The organism is Herbaspirillum rubrisubalbicans (assembly GCF_003719195.1).
GTDB classification, from domain to species: domain Bacteria; phylum Pseudomonadota; class Gammaproteobacteria; order Burkholderiales; family Burkholderiaceae_D; genus Herbaspirillum; species Herbaspirillum rubrisubalbicans.
Genome location: NZ_CP024996.1, coordinates 4,969,985 through 4,987,381, shown reverse-complemented (window position 1 = coordinate 4,987,381; position 17,397 = coordinate 4,969,985). Strand labels below are relative to the sequence as shown.

Genomic DNA, 17,397 nt, shown 5'->3' with positions numbered 1-17,397 from the left:
GATATGTTGAGAACAGAGCTTCTGGAGATCATTGCGAATGGAGAAAACTCGGGCGTGGAGTTCAAACGGGATGACGTTCGTCCAGAACAACTCGCCAAAGAAATCGTGGCGTTGGCGAATCTGCGAGGGGGCATGATTCTGCTCGGGGTCGAAGACGATGGCGTTATATCCGGTATTCAACGTGGCGACCTCGAAACCTGGGTCATGGACACCGTTTTCGGTCGCTATGTTCATCCTCTGCTGTTGCCGTTCTACGAGGTCGTCACCTTTGATGATGGCAATCGAGTCGCCGTGATCTCGATTGCTACGGGTACGTCCAAGCCCTACGTGCTCCGACACAATGGACGTGAAGATATCTATGTGCGGGTCGGCAGCACATCACGCCTAGCCACCCGTGAGCAGCAAGCCCGACTGTTTGAAAGCGGCGGAATGCTGCATAGCGAAATGCTACCTGTCTCTGGCGCGGCCTTCGAGGCACTCGATCGAGAGCGCCTGCAGGACTACCTGTTGACACTGGCAGGAGACCGCGAGTTGCCTGAGACGGATGATGCATGGCTCAGACGCATGGTTGGCTTGGGATTCATGACTGATACGGGCGTCGCCACCCCTGTATGTACGATTGCGGGCCTAGTCTTGTTTGGTCGCACGCCGCGTCGCTTCCTGCGGCAGGCAGGTGTGCGTTGGATGGCGTTCGATGGGGATGACAAGACCTACAGGGCGCTAGATGACACTATCCTGGACGCTCCTCTCGTTGGTCGCTTCGGTTCGCAAGGGGGCTCCAGAGAGTTGATCGAACGCGGGTTGATCGAAGACCTGATGAACAGGATGCAACCATTCGTCAGTGTGGAACACGACGAGTTGGCAGACGGGTTGAGGCGCCAACGGACTTGGCACTATCCGCCTGGAGCGCTACGCGAGTCGATCATCAACGCGTTGGCTCACCGCGACTGGACCCGAGCGTTGGAGGTAGAAGTCGTGTCATATGCCGACAGGCTTGAGGTTGTAAGCCCCGGTGCGCTACAGAACTCCATGACGGTTGAGAAAGTACTTGCGGGTCAGAGGTCACCACGCAACCCGATCATCGTAGAGGTACTGCGTGATTATGGTTATGTGGATGCTCGTGGAATGGGCGTGCGCAACAAGATCGTGCCGCTAATGTTAGAAGATAACGGTGTCCGTCCCGACTTTGACGCTACTGAGGACCACGTAATGCTTTTGCTTCCGAGGTCTGCAGCAAATCCATAAGAGTTGCCATCTGTGACGACAACCAGATTGAGATACTGAGATACCCTTCGAAATTCTGGATATAGGTGATTGTTCAACTTGCCATGTCGAGCCTTGGCATATACCTGCGACTTCATTACTGGACGTAGCCTACCCAAAAAAAACCGCCAACACCTCACGGTGCCAGCGGTCTTCACGAACCTTCATAAAGTACAGGCGCGACCTCAACCGCGCCTGTCGGCAAGCCAGGAATCAGCCCGGTACCTTGCCATCCACGCCTTCGACGTAGAACTTGATGCCGTGCAGGAAGCCATCATCGGCCACGGCGTCCTTGCCCAGCACTTCCTTGCCGGTATTGTCCTTGATCGGACCCTTCCAGATCGGCGCGCTGCCGTCGATGATGGCCTTCTTGCGCTCTTCGACCAGGGTCTTCACCTCGGCCGGCAGTTCAGGATTGAAGGCGGCCAGGTCGATGCCGTTGTCCTTCAGACCGATCCAGCTGGTGCTGCTCTTCCAGGTGCCATCCAGTACGGCCTGCACGCGGGCGGTGTAGTACACGCCCCAGTTGATCATGGAGGCCGCCAGGTGGGCCTTGGGGCCGAAGCTGGTCATGTCGCTGTCCCAACCGAAGGCATACACACCCTTTTCCTGCGCGGTCTGCACCACGGCCGCCGAGTCGGTGTTCTGCATCAGCACGTCCACGCCCTGGCCGATCAGGGTGGTGGCGGCTTCACGTTCCTTGCCCGGATCGAACCACTTGTTGACCCACACCACGGCGGTGGTGGCCTTCGGATTGACCGAACGCGCACCCAGGGTGAAGGAGTCGATGTTGCGGATCACTTCAGGAATCGGCACCGAGGCCACCACGCCCAGCTTGCCGGACTTGCTCATCTTGCCCGCGACCACGCCGGCCAGGTAGGCGCCTTCATAGGTGCGCACGTCGTATTGCGCCAAGTTGTCGGCGGTCTTGAAGCCGGTGGCGTGTTCGAATTTGACGTCCGGGAATTCCTTGGCAACCTTCAGCATGGCTTCCATGTAGCCGAAGGTGGTGCCGAAGATCAGCTTGTTGCCATCGGTAGCCAACTGGCGGAAGACGCGCTCGGCGTCCGCTGCGGATTCGGGAATGTTTTCTACGAAGGTGGTCTTGACCTTGTCGCCGAACTTTTCTTCGACCGCCTTGCGGCCCTTGTCATGCGCGAAGGTCCAGCCGGCGTCACCGACCGGGCCGATATAGACGAAGGCCACCTTCAACGGATCGGTCGCCGGTGCGGCTGCGGCCGGCGCAGCAGCAGGCGCGGCGGCAGCGGGTTCTTCCTTCTTGCCGCAACCGATCAGGGTTGCGGCCGCCAGGGTGGCGAGCATCGTCAAGGATGCCCTGCGCGAAATCTTCATTGTGTTCTCCCTCAAGGTCAGTGGATAAATGCAGGTGCTGCTACAAAAACGTTATAAACAATTCAGGAAGCGCCCGGGCGGAACGGCTTGCCCAGCGAGGCAGGCATGTTCAGGCGGATCCAGTCGGGGTTGCGCGAGATCAGCGCCAGCACCACGATAGTGGCCAGGTAAGGCGCCATCGACAGGATCTGCGAAGGAACGGTCACGCCCATGCCCTGCAGGTAGAACTGGGCAATGGTGACGCCGCCGAACAGCAGCGAGCCCAGCAAGACACGTGCCGGACGCCAGGTGGCAAAGGCGGTCAAGGCCAGCGCGATCCAGCCGCGTCCGGCCACCAGTCCCTCCACCCACATCGGCGTATAGACCAGCGACATGTAGGCGCCGGCCAGGCCGCAGCAGGCGCCTCCGAACAGCAGCGCCAGATAGCGGATGCCCCGTACCGAATACCCCAGCGCGTGCGCCGACTCCGGCGACTCGCCCACCGCGCGCAACACCAGCCCGGCCCGCGTGCGGTAGAGGAACCAGATGCTGGCCAGGCACAGCGCAAAGGCCAGGTAACTCATCCAATGCTGGTGGAACAAGGCCGTGCCCAGGAAGGGAATGTCGCCCAGCAGCGGAATCGAATTGGGTTGCGCCGGCAAGGCCAGCCCCACGAAGCGCTGGCCGACGAAGGCCGACAGACCCGCGCCGAAGATCGACAGCGCCAGTCCGGTGGCGACCTGGTTGGTGGCCAGTTGCAGTGCCAGCCAGGCAAACAGCGAGGCCATCAACATGCCGCACACGGCGCCGGCCAAAAAGCCCAGCAGCGGACTCTTGGTGGTATAGCCCACGGCGAAGCCGGCGATGGCCGAGACCAGCATCATGCCCTCGGCGCCCAGGTTGAGCACGCCGGAGCGTTCATTGATCAACAGTCCGATGGCCGCCAGCAGCAGCGGCGTGCCGGCATTGATGGAGGCTGCGATGAGAGGAGCGAGTTGTTCCATGTCCGGTCCTGAATCCTTAGACTTTCTTGTGCCACACGAGGCGGTAATCGATGAGCGTATCGCAGGCCAGCAGCAGGAACAGCAACATGCCCTGGAACACCCCGGTAATGGCCGAAGGTAGCCCCAGGCGCGACTGCGCCAGCTCGCCGCCCAGGTACAGCAGCGACATGATGAGCCCGCCCAGGATGGCGCCGATCGGATGCAGGCGGCCGATGAAGGCCACGATGATGGCCGCAAAGCCATAGCCGGGCGATACCGAGGGCAGCAACTGACCGATCGGGCCGGCAATTTCAAAGGCGCCGGCCAGCCCGGCAAAGGCACCCGAGATCAACAGCGACACCCACAGGGCCGAGCGCGCCGAGAAACCCGCATAGCGCGCCGCATGAGGCGCCACGCCTCCCACCATCAGCGAAAAACCGCGCAGGCTGCGCATCATGAAGATGGCCATCAGCACGGCCGCCACCAGGGTCACCGCAAAGCCCACGTGCAGTCGTGTTCCCGACATCAGCATGGGCAACATGAATTCGCTGGAGAACACCTTGGACTGCGGGAAGTTCATGCCATTGGGATCCTTCAAGGGACCATTGACGGCCCACATCAACAGCAACTGCGCCACATAGGTCAGCATCAGCGAGACCAGGATTTCATTGGCATTGAACTGGTCGCGCAGGAAGGCCGTGATGGCCGCCCACAGCGCACCGCCGACAATGCCGGCCAGCACCATCAGCACCAGTCCCATGCCACCCGAGATGCCATGTCCCGGCACGTCCAGCCACACCAGCATGGCGCCCGAACATAAGGCCCCGACCGTGAACTGACCCTCGGCGCCGATGTTCCAGATACTGGCGCGGAAGCACACCACCAGCCCCAGCGCGCACAGGATCAGCGGCACCGATTTCAACAGCAGCTCACTGATGGCGCGCTTGCCATTGAAGGGATCGACCAGGAAGACCTTCAACCCGGCCAGCGGATCCTTGCCCAGCGCCAGGAACAGCAGCGCCCCCAGCAACAGGGTGGCGATGATGGCAATCACCGGCGAGAGATAGGTCATCGTTTGCGACGGCGCGCCGCGCAATTCCAGACGCAGCGGGAAGCTCATGCGATCAGCCATGCTGCACCTCCGCACCGGCTGCCTTGGGCTCATCCCACAAGCCGCTCATCCACACGCCGACCTGCTCGCGCGTGGCCTGTTCGATGGGAATGGAGGGCGACAGACGGCCCTTGGCGATGACATGCAGGCGATCACATAATGCGAATAATTCGTCAAGTTCTTCCGAGATCACCAGCACGGCACAACCTTCCTGTTTCAGTTTCAATATTTCGCCGTGGATCTGCGCGGCCGCACCCACGTCCACCCCCCAGGTCGGCTGGGCCACCACGAAGACCGCGGGTTTGCGTTCCATCTCGCGGCCCACGATGAACTTCTGCAGGTTGCCACCCGAGAGGCTCTTGGCCGGCGCATCGGGGCCGGCTGCCTTGACCTTGAAGCGCTCGATGATGGAGGCGGCGGCGCGTCGCGTAAAACCGAAATCGATCATGCCGCGTTTCACATAGGGCGCCTTCTGGTGAGACAGCAGCATATTGGCCGTCAACGACAGCGTGGGCACGGCGCCGCGTCCCAGCCGCTCTTCCGGTACCAGGCCCAGGCCGGCGGCGCGGCGCGGATTGGGCGAGAGGTCGCCTACCGCCTTGCCGCTCAACATGATCATGTTGGGCGCGGCGCGCTGGTCTTCGCCGGACAGCGCCGCCAGCAATTCCTGCTGGCCATTGCCCGAGACCCCGGCGATGCCGACGATCTCACCGGCCCGCACTTCGCATTCGATGTCCTTCAGTTCGGTGGCAAACAGGTGCGCCTTGGGCAGCGACAGGCGATTGACGTGCAGCTTGCGCTCGTTGCGCATCGACTCTGGATTGCGCTCGCGCTGCAGCCGTACCAGTTCATCGCCGATCATCATGCGCGAGAGGCTGGAGCTGCTCTCATTGCGTGGATCGCAGTTACCGGTCACGCGACCACCGCGCATGACGGTGGCGCTGTGGCACAGCGCGCGGATTTCATCGAGCTTGTGGCTGATATAGAGAATGCTGCAACCCTCATCGGCCAGGCGGCGCAGGGTCACGAACAGTTTTTCCACTGCCTGCGGGGTCAGCACCGAGGTCGGCTCATCCAGGATCAGCAATTGCGGCTCGGTCAGCAGCGCCCGCACGATTTCCACGCGCTGGCGCTCGCCCACCGAGAGGGTATGCACGTGGCGCTGCGGTTCCAGTTCCAGGCCGTATTTCTCGCCGGTGCGGGTGATGCGCTCGGCCAGTTCCTTCAGATCGGTCTTGGCGTCCAGGCCCAGGGCGATGTTCTCGGTCACGGTCAGCGTGTCGAACAGCGAGAAATGCTGGAACACCATGGCAATGCCCAGCTTACGCGCCACCTGTGGATTGGCGATCTGCACCGCCGCGCCATTCCAGCGAATCTCGCCGGCATCGGGCTTGACCGCGCCGAAGATGATCTTCATCAGGGTGGACTTGCCCGCGCCGTTCTCCCCGAGCACGGCGTGGATCTCGCCGGGCGCCACCGCCAGGCTGACATCGTCGTTGGCCAGCACGCCCGGATAGGCCTTGCGCACATGGCTGATTTCAAGACGGAGTGGAACTGCGCTCACGTGATTTTCCCTGTGGTGTTGTATGTGTTCATGTCGTATGGCAGCGGGCAGGCGGCGCGCACGCGCGACATCATAGACAAATTGGGCCGCGCCGCATACCGCTTTTGCAGCCTTTTCCTTCACCTCGTGCTGCCCGACCCGCTTTATCTCATTTTCCGCGATGCGCCCAGCCGGTGGTGCGCTTCTCGATGATGGCAAACAATTCATACATGGCCATGGCCATGGCACCGATCACCACCAGCCCGGCAAAGGCCAGCGGCATCTTCATGGAGGAACCGGCCGACACCAGCAGGTAGCCGATACCCTGGTTGGAGGCATTCATCTCAGACACGGTCGAGCCCACGAAGGCGAGCGTGATGGCGACCTTGAGCGAGGCGAAGAAATACGGCAGGGCGCGTGGCAGGCCGACTTTCCAGAGGATATCCAGACGACGCGCACCCAGTACCCGCAGCACGTCTTCCAGTTCCGGCTCCAGCGTGGCCAGGCCGGTGGCGATGTTGACCATGATGGGGAAGAAGGAAATCAGGAAAGCGGTCAGGATCGCCGGCCCCGCGCCGATGCCGAACCAGACCACCAGCACCGGTACGAAAGCCGCCTTGGGCAAGGCATTGAAGGCCGTCATCAGCGGATAGGCGGCGGCATAGAGCATAGGTGAAGAACCGATCACCAGACCCAGCGTCACACCGACCCCGACGGCGATGGCAAAACCCACCATGGTGACCCAAAAGGTCGACAGCGCGTGCTGGGTAATGGGGCCGGCATACTCCACCATGGCCTGGAGGATGGAAGCCGGGCTGGGGAAGATGAAGTCGGAGACCTCCCACACGCTGCAGATGAATTGCCACACGCCCAGGATGGCGATGAGCAGGAACCAAGGCGCCAGCGTGGTGGCTGCCCGGTTGAGTTTGCCGTTCGATGATGTCTGCATGGCTGCTGATCCTTGGTTGGGGTGAGCCTCAGGTGTTGCGCACCTGGCCGATGTGCTCGCGCAGTTCATGCACCAGCGCATTGAAGCCATCGGTATAGGTGGTTTCCAGGTCACACGGGCGCGGTAGTGGATTATCGCGCTTGACCACGATGCGCCCGGGGCGCTTGCTCATCACGTAGATGGTATCGGCCAGGAAGGCCGCCTCGCGCAGGTCGTGGGTGACCAGGATGACGTTGAAGCGACGCTCGGCCCACAGGTCGCGCAGCACGCACCATAGTTCCTCGCGGGTGAAGGCATCGAGCGCGCCGAAGGGTTCGTCCAGCAGCAGCATCTTGGGTTCATGGATCAGCGCGCGGCAGATCGACGCACGTTGCTGCATCCCGCCCGAGAGTTGCCAGGGAAACTTGTCGGCATAGCCGTCCAGGCCGACGGTCTTCAACAGGGCCAGGGCGCGTTCGGTGTACTGGGCCTTCTTTTGCTTGAAGTCACGACGATAGGGTTCGACGATTTCCAGCGGCAGCAGCACGTTCTCCAGCGTAGTGCGCCAGGGCAACAGGGTCGGGGCCTGGAAGGCCATGCCGACGAACTTCAACGGACCGGTCACCGGCTGGCCGTTGATGACGACGCTGCCGCGATTGGGCTGCTTCAAGCCCGTGGCCAGCTTCATGAAGGTGGACTTGCCGCAGCCAGACGGCCCGACGATGGCGATGAATTCGCCTGCGCGGGTCTGCAGGTCGATGTCTTCCACCGCAAATTCGGTAGCGCCATCATAGGCCAGGTAGACGTGGCGGAAATCGACGAAGGGTTCGCTCATGAATGCAATCTGGTGGGGCTCGCCGGCCTGCTGGCATCGTGCGACCAGTCAGGTCCGGTAATCCGAAAATGATATAAATGATTTACTTGGGGAAGACGTCCAGCTCGGCCTTGGAGGGCAGGAAGCTGCCATTCCAGATCTTGTCCGCATTGACGCGGGTCTTGGTGCCATAGGCATCCGAGACCTGCGAGGCCATCAATGTCAGGCGCGGGCTGTTGACCTGGCCATAGCCTTCGGCCTTGGCGTGCGGGGTGGCAATGGCGCTGGCAATAGCCAATTTCAGGCGGCGCAGTTCCAGCTTCTCATCGATTAGGCCATCACGTTCCTTCAAGACCTTGATGGCCGCTTCCGGGTTGGCCATCACGTCGCGGCTGGCCTTGGCGAAGGCGCGCAGGAAGCCCTTGATGGCCTCCGGCTTGTTCTTGATCATGGCTTCGGAGGCGATGATGGTATTGCCGTACAGGCGCACCCCATAGTCCGGGTACATCATCACGTTGATGTCTTCATCCTTGATGCCGCGCGCGTTCAGGTTCAACAGCGACGTGAAATAGAAACCGGTGATGGCATCCACGTCACCACGCGCCAGCATGGTTTCGCGCAGCGGCGGGTCCATGCTGGTCCATTGCGCCTTGCTCGCATCCAGGCCATTGGCCTTGGCGAAGATGGGATAGGCGCGGCGTCCGGCATCGAACACCGGCGCGCCCAGTTTCTTGCCGACCAGGTCGGCAGGTTTCTTGATGCCGGATTTCTTGAGCGAGAACACCGCTGCCGGCGTGTCGTTGTAGACCATCATCACCGCCACCGGCTTGCCCGGTGCATCGGGATTATTGGCCGTGAATTCCATCAGGGCTGCCATGTCGGCAAAGCCCATGTCATAGGTGCCCGAGGCCACTCGGTTGACGGCGTTGCCTGAGCCATTGCCGGCATCGATGGTGACGTCCAGTTTTTCCTGGGCGAAGTAACCCTTGGACTTGGCCACCAGGAACAGCGCTGCCGGTCCCTCGAAACGCCAGTCCAACTGGAACTTGATCTTGGTTTCCTGTGCCACGGCGAGCGAGCAGCTTGCACTGAGCAAAAGGCTCATGCCGATCTTGAAGAACTTGCTGGAATACACGGTGGACTTCCCTTCCTTGTTCGTTTGAAATGCCAGATCCCACCGCTGCAAAAGCATTTAATGTGCCATGCACTTGCGCGCAGGCGGCTCGCACGGCGCTGGACGGGCTCTGCCGGCTCACCTCGGGGGCGGGTAGTCGGCAAGCACGGCCCGGGATGATCAACAGCGCCAGTATTTTTTGTCGACAATAAAAAAATTCATTTGCGACAATTTGGTGCTTCGCTGCACCTTCGTAGAAAAAAATGCACTAAAAAAATTTACCTTGCAGCGCTGTAAGGCAGATGTAGAGCGGCTTCAGGCGTTTTTTGTCGTGATGCGACTGGTGTTTTGAATTGTCGACAATGATTTCCTACATCGTGTCGAACTGCGCACAAGCCCTTGGGATTACGCCTTGACTCGGCTAGGATTGCGCCCCTGCGTGGGCGGCGTGTTGCCTTTTTCGAGGTGTAGAGCTCGCGTTAAAGGCTCGCGTTAAAGCCTGCGCTGGCCAGCAATGGTACGCAAGATGGGCTAGCCGGGAAGGCTGGCACGGGCTTTGCGTAAACGGTCCGGTCGGTTTGGGCGTCGGCAGTACTGTCAGCCATGTGCCAGGCCGTATATGACGGAGTAAATCCACGCAGATCTTCGGTTGTACCCGACGGCGGGGAGAGTGCAAGGCGCCGACGGGAGGCAGGCGGGGATCCGCTTCAACAGCAATTTTTTAGACAAGCAACACAGGGAGAAACTTATGAAGAAGGGTATCAAGGGGAAGTACTGGATGATGGCAGCCGTTGTCGCCTCGGCGGCAAGCAGCATGTCGGCTCATGCCTTGGACTGGGCGGACAACTCGATCGGCTACCGTTACGGTACCCGTTTCGCCGAGCCCTTCAACTCGCAGGACATCAGCAAGAACATCATCAACTTCCAGCACGCCAGCGGCTACCAGTACGGCACCAACTTCCTCAACATCGACATGCTGCTGTCGGACCACAAGGATGACAATGCCCGCGAATTCTACGTCGTCTATCGCAATACCCTGGATATCGGCAAGATCAGTGGCAAGGACCTGTCCTTCGGTCCGGCGCGCGGCGTGGGCCTGACCCTGGGCTTTGACTGGAACACCAAGAACGACAACAGCTACGCTTCCAAGAAGCGCATGTGGGTGGTCGGCCCGACCCTGATGATGGACGTCCCAGGTTTCCTGAACGTGAGCGTGCTGGCCCTGTTCGAAAGCAACAAGCCCATTGGCGTGACCGGCCGTTATACCTATGACACCCACCCGATGCTGAACCTGTCCTGGGGTATTCCGCTGGGCGGTTCCGGTTGGGCCTTCGAAGGCTACATGAACTACATCGCCTCCAAGGGCAAGAACGAGTTCGGTGGCCCTACCAGTCCTGAAGTTAACTTCGACGGTGAGCTCATGTATGACCTGGGTACCACGATGGGGATGACCAAGAACAAGCTGCGCGTGGGTCTGGAATACCAATACTGGCGCAACAAGTTCGGCAACCCCAACACCGTTCCGGGTTCGCTGGCCAAGACCCCGATGGTGCGCGCCGAGTATCACTTCTAAGCCGTCCGGTCGATCCGACTGCTTGCAGCACCAAGGCGATGCCGGATCCCTGGATCCGGCATTTTTGTTGGGTGCTTCGGGCTGGAGCGCAATTGGCTACACTGTGGCTGGAACTGAATTTGTTGAGATTTAAGATTGAAGATTTGAGAGCGGAGCATCATGGAAGCATACCTACTCGATTGGCTGAACCTGCTGCTGCGCTGGCTGCACGTGATCACGGCCATTGCCTGGATCGGTTCGTCGTTCTATTTCGTCTGGCTGGACAACAGTCTGGTGGCGCCTGCTGATGCTGAGCTGAAGGAGAAGGGGGTGGGTGGCGAGTTGTGGGCCGTGCATGGTGGCGGTTTCTACAATCCGCAGAAGTACCTGCTGGCGCCGAAGGTGTTGCCGGAGCATCTGCACTGGTTCTATTGGGAGTCGTACAGCACCTGGCTGTCGGGCTTTGCCTTGTTCTCGCTGTTGTATCTGTTCAATGCCAGCGTGTTTCTGGTGGACCCCAATGTGTTCGAGATGTCGGCTTCGATGGCGGGGGGTACGGCGATTGCCTTCCTGGTGTTCAACTGGCTGATCTATGACGCCATCTGCAGCACCATCGGGGATCGGCCGGGGGCGGATCGCTTGGTCAATCTATTGGTGGGGCTGCAGGTGGTGGTGTCGGTGTGGGCGGCGTGCCATCTGTTTTCGGGGCGGGCGGCGTTCTTGATCAGCGGGGCGTCGTTGGCGACTATCATGAGTGCCAATGTGCTGGTGTGGATCATTCCGGGGCAGCGCAAGATGGTGGCTTCGATGCGGGCCGGGCAGGTGCCTGATCCGATTCATGGCAAGCGGGGTAAGCAGCGCAGTGTGCATAACACTTACTTTACCTTGCCGGTGTTGTTTGCGATGCTGTCCAATCACTACAGCATGACTTATTCGGCGCCGCATAACTGGCTGGTGTTGTTGTGCATCATGGCGGCGGGGGCGTTGATTCGGCAGTTCTTCGTGTTGCGGCACAAGGGGGTTTATAACTGGTGGTATCCGGGGATTGCTGTGGGCTTGTTGCTGGCGGTGATTGTCTGGATGAGTCCTGCTATGCAGGCTAAGCCGGTTGTTGCTTCTGCTGCTTCGTCTGCTCCTGTTGCTGAGGCCGGTGGGGCGTTTGCTCAGGTGCAGCAGGTGATTCAGGCGCGGTGCATTCAGTGTCATTCGTCTCAACCTACCCTTATGCCGGTGCCTGGCAAGGGCGTTCTGCTCGACTCGCCTGAACATATTTCCCAACATGCGCAGCAGATTTATCAACAGGCCGTGGTGCAGAAGTCTATGCCGCTTGGGAATTTGACCCATATTACTGATGATGAGCGGGCTGTTATCGGGAAATGGTTTGAGAGTGGGGCTCCTGTCAAATGAGGTTTTGATGGGGGTTGTCTTGGCGTGTGGCTTTTCTGGTTTTTATGTCTGGCGTAGTCTGCACGGATTGCTGTCCTGCGCTCTAGCTTAATTCTTATCTTTCTCCGGTCGGAGCGGAGCGCCGGGGGGCAGAAGCACTGCTTCTGCCGGCAGCCGCTCACTTTCTTTGGCCCGCCAAAGAAAGTAAGCAAAGAAAGCGGCCCCCTAAGAGCCAGCCCTCCTTCGGAGGGTTCCCGCCGCAGCGAAGCGAAAAGTGGGAAAAATAGAGTCGCTGCGCTCCCACTATTTTTCTGATCCACTTTTCACTTCGCTGCGGCGGCTGGCCCCCAAGGGGGAAAGCATAACCGGCTCGCCTGCGGCATCGAATTTTTCTTCGGGCAATGTTCTGTTTTTGTATAAATAATTTACCGTTCGGACTGTGGTCGCGCACCGACGTATCGAAGTTGAAGAACCCCAACCCGAAGCCGCAGGCGAGTCGGAGACTGGGCGAGGCCGAAGGCGAGCCGTTTAGGTCGTCCGCTTCTGCCCCGCCGCGTCAGCGCGCATCAAAACGGATCAGAAAAATAGTCGGAGCGAAGCGACTCTATTTTTCCCGTTTTGATGCGCGCTGACGCGGGGACCCTCCGAAGGAGGGCGGGGTAGTAGCGGTCGCCTTCTTTTGCTTACTTTTCTTGGCGAGACAAGAAAAGTGAGCGGCTGCCGGCAGAAGCAGTGCTTCTGCCCCCCGGCGCTCCGCTCTGACCGGAGAAAGAACACAATTAAGCTAGAGCGCACATAAGTTTTCCGTGCAGACTACCCAAAACCCAAAACCCAAAACCCAAAACCCAAAATACCGCCCCAAAAAACCAAGGCGGTATTATTTATTTAAAAAAAACAGAAAACTAAGTATCAACAACCAAAACCCTTAGTGTTCAGCGCTCCGCAAAAGGGTGCGTCTTCTTCCAATGCTCGGCAATATCAATGCGCCGGCAAATCCAGACCTTGTCATGCGACTGCACATAGTCAAGGAATCGCTGCAAGGCCCGGAACCGCCCCGGCCGTCCCAGCAAGCGGCAATGCATCCCGATGGAAAGCATCTTCGGCGCCTCCTCGCCCTCCTCATAGAGCACATCGAAGCTATCCTTCAGATACTGATAGAAATGCTCACTGGTATTGAACCCCTGTGGCGTCGCAAACCGCATATCGTTCGAATCCAACGTATAAGGCACCACCAGATGCGGCGCCTTCACCCCATCACCGGTCTCGACCTCCGTCCAGAACGGCAGGTCATCCCCGTAATAGTCCGAGTCATAGGCAAAGCCTCCATGCTCCACCACCAGCTGCCGCGTATTGGGCGAATCCCGACCCGTATACCAGCCCAACGGCGCGCTCCCCGTCAGCTCCCGGAAAATCTGCACCGCCTCACGCATATGCGCCCGCTCGGTCTCGATATCGATGTTCTGGTAGTGGATCCAGCGCAAACCATGGCACGCAATCTCATGCCCCAGATCCAGGAAAGCCTGCGTCACATCCGGTGAACGCTGCAAGGCCATGGCAATGCCAAACACCGTCATCGGCAGACCGCGCTTCTCGAACTCGCGCAAAATGCGCCACACGCCTACCCGCGAGCCATATTCATAGATCGACTCCATCGACATGTGCCGCGCCGGATAAGCCGCCGCACCGACGATCTCGGAGAGGAATTGTTCGGAGGCCGCATCGCCGTGCAGCACGCAATTCTCGCCGCCTTCTTCATAGTTCAGCACGAATTGCAGCGCCACGCGCGCCTGGCCAGGCCAGCGCGCGTGCGGCGGGTTGCGGCCGTAGCCGGCCAGGTCGCGGGGATAGGTGGATTGCTGTGACATAAGATATTCGATGAGCTGTCAAGAAAGAGAATCGCAGCGCCACCAGCAGCGCTGCCTTGGAAATCCGGTATCAGGAGCGCGCAAAGCCGCTCAACAAGCCATGATAAGCCTTGGGCAAGGGCTGCGCCCACTCGCCACGCTTGGCCGTGCCCAGGCCCAGCGCCACCAGCGATTCTGCCAGCTTCACGGCGGCAGTGACGCCGTCGATGACCGGCGCGCCGATGTCGCGCCCGATGGCCGCGCACAGCTCAGCCATGCCGGCACACCCCAGGACGATGGCTTGGGCATCATCCTCGGCCAGCGCGCGACGGCATTCTTCGGTGATGCGCGCGCGGGCGTCGGAGGCAGGGTTTTCCAGTTCCAGCACGGCAATCTCGCAGGCGCGCACGTTGCGGCAGAAACGCTGCATTCCGTAACGTTCGGCCAGATGCCAGGCCATGCCGCTGGTGCGGCCCAGGGTGGTGACGACCGAGAAGGCGGGAGCGATCAGGCTGGCCATGTGCATGGCAGCTTCGGCAATCCCGATCACCGGGCCACGGGCCAGTTCGCGTGCCGCTGCCAAGCCCGGGTCACCGAAGCAGGCGATGACGTAGGCGTCGTACCCGTCACGCTCGCCCTGGTCGATTTCCTGTAGCAGGCCGGGGACGGCCAGCGCTTCGTCGTAATGGCTTTCGATGGAGGCCGGGCCCATCTGCGGGCTGACGCCCGTGATCTCGGTGCCGGGTGCGGCCACCGTACGGGCGCAGGCGGTCATGGCCGCCGTCATGCTCATGGTGGTGTTGGGATTGATCAGCTTGATGCGCATGGGATTTCCTTGGTGACGCTGTTTCTTTGCATGAATGCTTAACGCTTGCGCACGAACATCAGGTAGAACACCGCGCCCAGACCAGCGCCAATGAACCACGAGAAGTCGGCCGCCTTGCGCAGTTGCGGCAGCATCACGCAGGCTACGCAGACGGCGGCGGCCAGGATCAGGGCCTTGACCGCGTTGCGGTTGACGCCATTGGTGTACCAGTAGCGGCCTTCAGGACGCAGGGTGTAGAGATCCTCGACCTTGACCTGGCGTTGCTTGACCAGGTAGTAGTCGGCCAGCAGGATGCCGTACAGCGGGCCGATAAAGCCGCCCAGCACGTCCAGCGTGTAGTGGATCACTTCGGGATTGCCGAACAGGTTCCAGGGCGTGATGAAGATCGAGGCCGTGGCAGCGATCATGCCGCCGGCGCGCCAGCTGATGCGGCTGGGCGAGAGGTTGGAGAAGTCGAACGCGGCCGAGACGAAATTGGCGACGATGTTGATGCCGATGGTGGCCACCAGGAAGGTCAGCGCGCCGATCACGGCCGCGGTGGTGCTGTCGATGCGGGAGACGGTTTCCACCGGGTCGGTGATGAGTTCGCCGAAGACGGCGATGGTGGCAGAAGTCGTCACTACGGTGACAATCGAGAACGCCAGGAAGTTGACGGGAAGGCCCCAGAAGTTACCGCGCTTCACATCGGCGAAGGTATGGCAGTAGCGGGAGAAGTCGCCGAAGTTGAGCATCGGCCCGGAGAAGTAGGAGACCACCAGCGAGATGGCCGTGATCATCACCGACACCGCCGCCCAGCCGCTGTACTTGATCTCGCCCAGGTTCAGGCCGACGTTCTGCCAGCCAGCCTTGTAGATCATCCAGCCGGCCAGGATGAACATCACCACATAGACGGCGGGGCCGGCGAAGTCGATGAACTTCTTGATGGTTTCCATGCCGTTCCAGAACACCAGCGCCTGCATCACCCACAGCAGCAGGAAGCCGCCCCAGCCCAGCGTCGAGAGGCCGGCGAAGGAATGGACGTGGACGTCGGCATAGGGTTTGAGTTCGGGGAAGAACTTCAGCACCACCACCACGAAGGCGGCCGAGGCCAGGTAGGTCTGGATGCCGTACCAGGCCACGGCGATCAAGCCACGGATCATGGCCGGCACGTTGGCGCCCAAGACGCCGAAGGACAGCCGGCTCATCACCGGATAGGGCACGCCATGCGCCTGGCTGGGACGCGCCACCAGGTTGCACAGCAGATAGACGATGCTGATGCCGATCAGCAGCGAGATGAGCACCTGCCAACTGGTCAGGCCCAGCGCGAACAGGCTGCCGGCGAACACGTAGCCGCCCACGCTGTGGACGTCGGACATCCAGAAGGCAAAGATGTTGTAGGAGCCCCAGGTTTGCTTCTTCAGCGGGGCCAGGTCTTCATTGGTCAGGCGCGCATCGTCGGCGCCGCTGTGGTAGCTGCTGGCTGCGGGGGAAGAGTCGGTCGTCATGCGGATCTCCATCAGAGAGAAAGCTTTGAGGGAACGAATCACGCCCGGCGATGGCCGGGCAGTTCGATGGACTTCCTGTATGCTCTTGTCGGCATAGTGGTGGTCACACGGTCATTACTGCCATGAGCCGCGCGACGGGGCCCTTTTCTAAGTTCTTTCTTCCAATTCCCTAACTTTTCGTCATGTCAAAAGTTAGTTTTGCGCGCCGGCCTGTGGGTTACAGTCCCTTGCCCAGTACGGCGCGCAGATCGAATTGATCATCCGCATCCGGCCGTACCCGGTCCTCGCACAAATGCAAATGGTGTGCCATATGCTCTTGGGCGGCTTCGATGTCGCCTTTTTCCAGGGCTTCCAGCACGGTCTCGTGTTCGTCGAAGGAGCAGGCGTTGTGGCCCGGCGCCTCCGTTTTGGCAATCATCAGCGTGGTGCGCGAGACCAGCTTGCGCAGGGTTTCTACCAGCAGGGCATTGCCGGTCAGTTCCGCCAGCGCCAGGTGGAATTGGGCGGAAAGCCTGATCCAGCGCGGCCGGTCGCCGTTGAGGTAGCAATCCCTTTCTTCTTCCACCATGCGCCGCAGACCGGCGATCTGGCGCGTGCCGGCCTGGCGCCCGACCTTTTCCAGCACCGCGTGTTCGAGGATGTTGCGCAGCTCGAACATGTCGCGCACCTCGGCGTGCGAGGGGCTGGCGATGAAGGCGCCGCGATTGGCTTCCAGGTCCACCATGCCCTCCGAGGCCAGGCGCGAAAGCACCTTGCGCACCGTGTGGCGGGCCGTGTCGTAGATCTGGCACAGGGTCTGCTCGGTCAGCTTGGTACGCGGCGGCAGGCGATGTTCCATGATCGCGTCGTAGATATCCTGGTACATCCTTTCCTCGACCGCTCCCGTGCTTTCACGCTCGCGCGTACTGGCGCGCGCCGGGGCGGCGGGGGAGCGGGCAGTCTTGTTGGCTTTGTTCATGATGCTCGTGCTCTGGCTGGGGTTGATCTCTGGAGGGGTTTGCCGGTCAACAACGAGGCGCATTGATCGTCAACAATATGGGTGGTGATTTGCAACAAAATGGGGCTCATTCTGCACCAAAAAGAAAAGCATGTGTCCTTCTTTGGGTCAGCAATGATCCGGATTTCGATGCTGCGACGCAGTGCTGTTCCGCTTTCCTGCCCCACGGGCCAATGGTGGAACCGATGCTGCATGGCATAATCTCCGCTCCAAAAATTGT

General features: G+C 60.4%; 14 protein-coding genes. 3 read left to right on the top strand and 11 right to left on the bottom strand.

Going from position 1 to position 17,397, the window contains the following annotated elements; genetic code table 11:
• The first annotated feature begins 3 nt into the window (after positions 1-3).
• On the top strand, positions 4-1,245 hold the full coding sequence (locus RC54_RS22230) for an RNA-binding domain-containing protein (RefSeq protein WP_123020491.1): 1,242 nt from the start codon (positions 4-6) through the stop codon (positions 1,243-1,245).
• Between the two features lie 231 nt (positions 1,246-1,476).
• Here the strand turns inward: RC54_RS22230 and RC54_RS22225 are convergent, their stop codons facing one another.
• The 7 genes from RC54_RS22225 to RC54_RS22195 all read right to left on the bottom strand — a co-directional run bounded on the left by RC54_RS22225 (position 1,477) and on the right by RC54_RS22195 (position 9,109).
• Positions 1,477-2,616, bottom strand: a complete 1,140-nt coding sequence (locus RC54_RS22225; RefSeq protein ID WP_058896968.1) for a BMP family ABC transporter substrate-binding protein — start codon at positions 2,614-2,616, stop codon at positions 1,477-1,479.
• A 62-nt stretch (positions 2,617-2,678) separates the two neighbouring features.
• Entirely contained in the window at positions 2,679-3,599 is a 921-nt protein-coding gene (locus tag RC54_RS22220; protein WP_058896967.1) for an ABC transporter permease, read from the bottom strand.
• Between the two features lie 16 nt (positions 3,600-3,615).
• Positions 3,616-4,710, bottom strand: coding sequence for an ABC transporter permease (locus RC54_RS22215; protein WP_061790670.1), 1,095 nt, complete (start codon positions 4,708-4,710; stop codon positions 3,616-3,618).
• Entirely contained in the window at positions 4,703-6,253 is a 1,551-nt protein-coding gene (locus tag RC54_RS22210; RefSeq protein WP_061790669.1) for an ABC transporter ATP-binding protein, read from the bottom strand. Before RC54_RS22210 ends, RC54_RS22215 begins: the two co-directional genes overlap by 8 nt.
• Positions 6,254-6,401: 148 nt before the next feature.
• Positions 6,402-7,181 carry an ABC transporter permease gene (locus RC54_RS22205; protein ID WP_058896964.1) on the bottom strand — a complete coding sequence of 260 codons (780 nt, stop codon included), beginning with the start codon at positions 7,179-7,181 and terminating at the stop codon, positions 6,402-6,404.
• Positions 7,182-7,209: 28 nt separating this feature from the next.
• A complete protein-coding gene (locus tag RC54_RS22200) occupies positions 7,210-7,995 on the bottom strand; it encodes an ABC transporter ATP-binding protein (RefSeq protein ID WP_017449693.1) in 786 nt (261 codons plus the stop codon).
• A gap of 82 nt (positions 7,996-8,077) precedes the next feature.
• Positions 8,078-9,109: an ABC transporter substrate-binding protein gene (locus RC54_RS22195; protein WP_058897664.1), complete on the bottom strand. Its 1,032-nt coding sequence runs from the start codon at positions 9,107-9,109 to the stop codon at positions 8,078-8,080.
• Between the two features lie 727 nt (positions 9,110-9,836).
• On the opposite strand from RC54_RS22195, the gene RC54_RS22190 reads away from it, so the two are divergent.
• Both RC54_RS22190 and RC54_RS22185 read left to right on the top strand, forming a co-directional pair.
• Positions 9,837-10,661 (top strand): hypothetical protein, encoded by an 825-nt coding sequence (locus RC54_RS22190; RefSeq protein ID WP_058896962.1) that lies wholly within the window; start codon positions 9,837-9,839, stop codon positions 10,659-10,661.
• A gap of 159 nt (positions 10,662-10,820) precedes the next feature.
• A complete protein-coding gene (locus RC54_RS22185; protein ID WP_061790668.1) occupies positions 10,821-12,047 on the top strand; it encodes a urate hydroxylase PuuD in 1,227 nt (408 codons plus the stop codon).
• A 911-nt stretch (positions 12,048-12,958) separates the two neighbouring features.
• Here the strand turns inward: RC54_RS22185 and puuE are convergent.
• The 4 genes from puuE to RC54_RS22165 all read right to left on the bottom strand — a co-directional run bounded on the left by puuE (position 12,959) and on the right by RC54_RS22165 (position 17,138).
• Positions 12,959-13,891 (bottom strand): allantoinase PuuE, encoded by a 933-nt coding sequence (puuE, locus tag RC54_RS22180; protein WP_017449689.1) that lies wholly within the window; start codon positions 13,889-13,891, stop codon positions 12,959-12,961.
• A gap of 70 nt (positions 13,892-13,961) precedes the next feature.
• A complete protein-coding gene (locus tag RC54_RS22175; protein WP_044529911.1) occupies positions 13,962-14,696 on the bottom strand; it encodes an aspartate/glutamate racemase family protein in 735 nt (244 codons plus the stop codon).
• Between the two features lie 38 nt (positions 14,697-14,734).
• Positions 14,735-16,180, bottom strand: coding sequence for an NCS1 family nucleobase:cation symporter-1 (locus RC54_RS22170; RefSeq protein WP_061790358.1), 1,446 nt, complete (start codon positions 16,178-16,180; stop codon positions 14,735-14,737).
• Positions 16,181-16,397: 217 nt separating this feature from the next.
• Complete coding sequence (locus RC54_RS22165) at positions 16,398-17,138, bottom strand: GntR family transcriptional regulator (RefSeq protein ID WP_058896959.1); 741 nt, start codon at positions 17,136-17,138, stop codon at positions 16,398-16,400.
• Positions 17,139-17,397 lie beyond the last annotated feature (259 nt).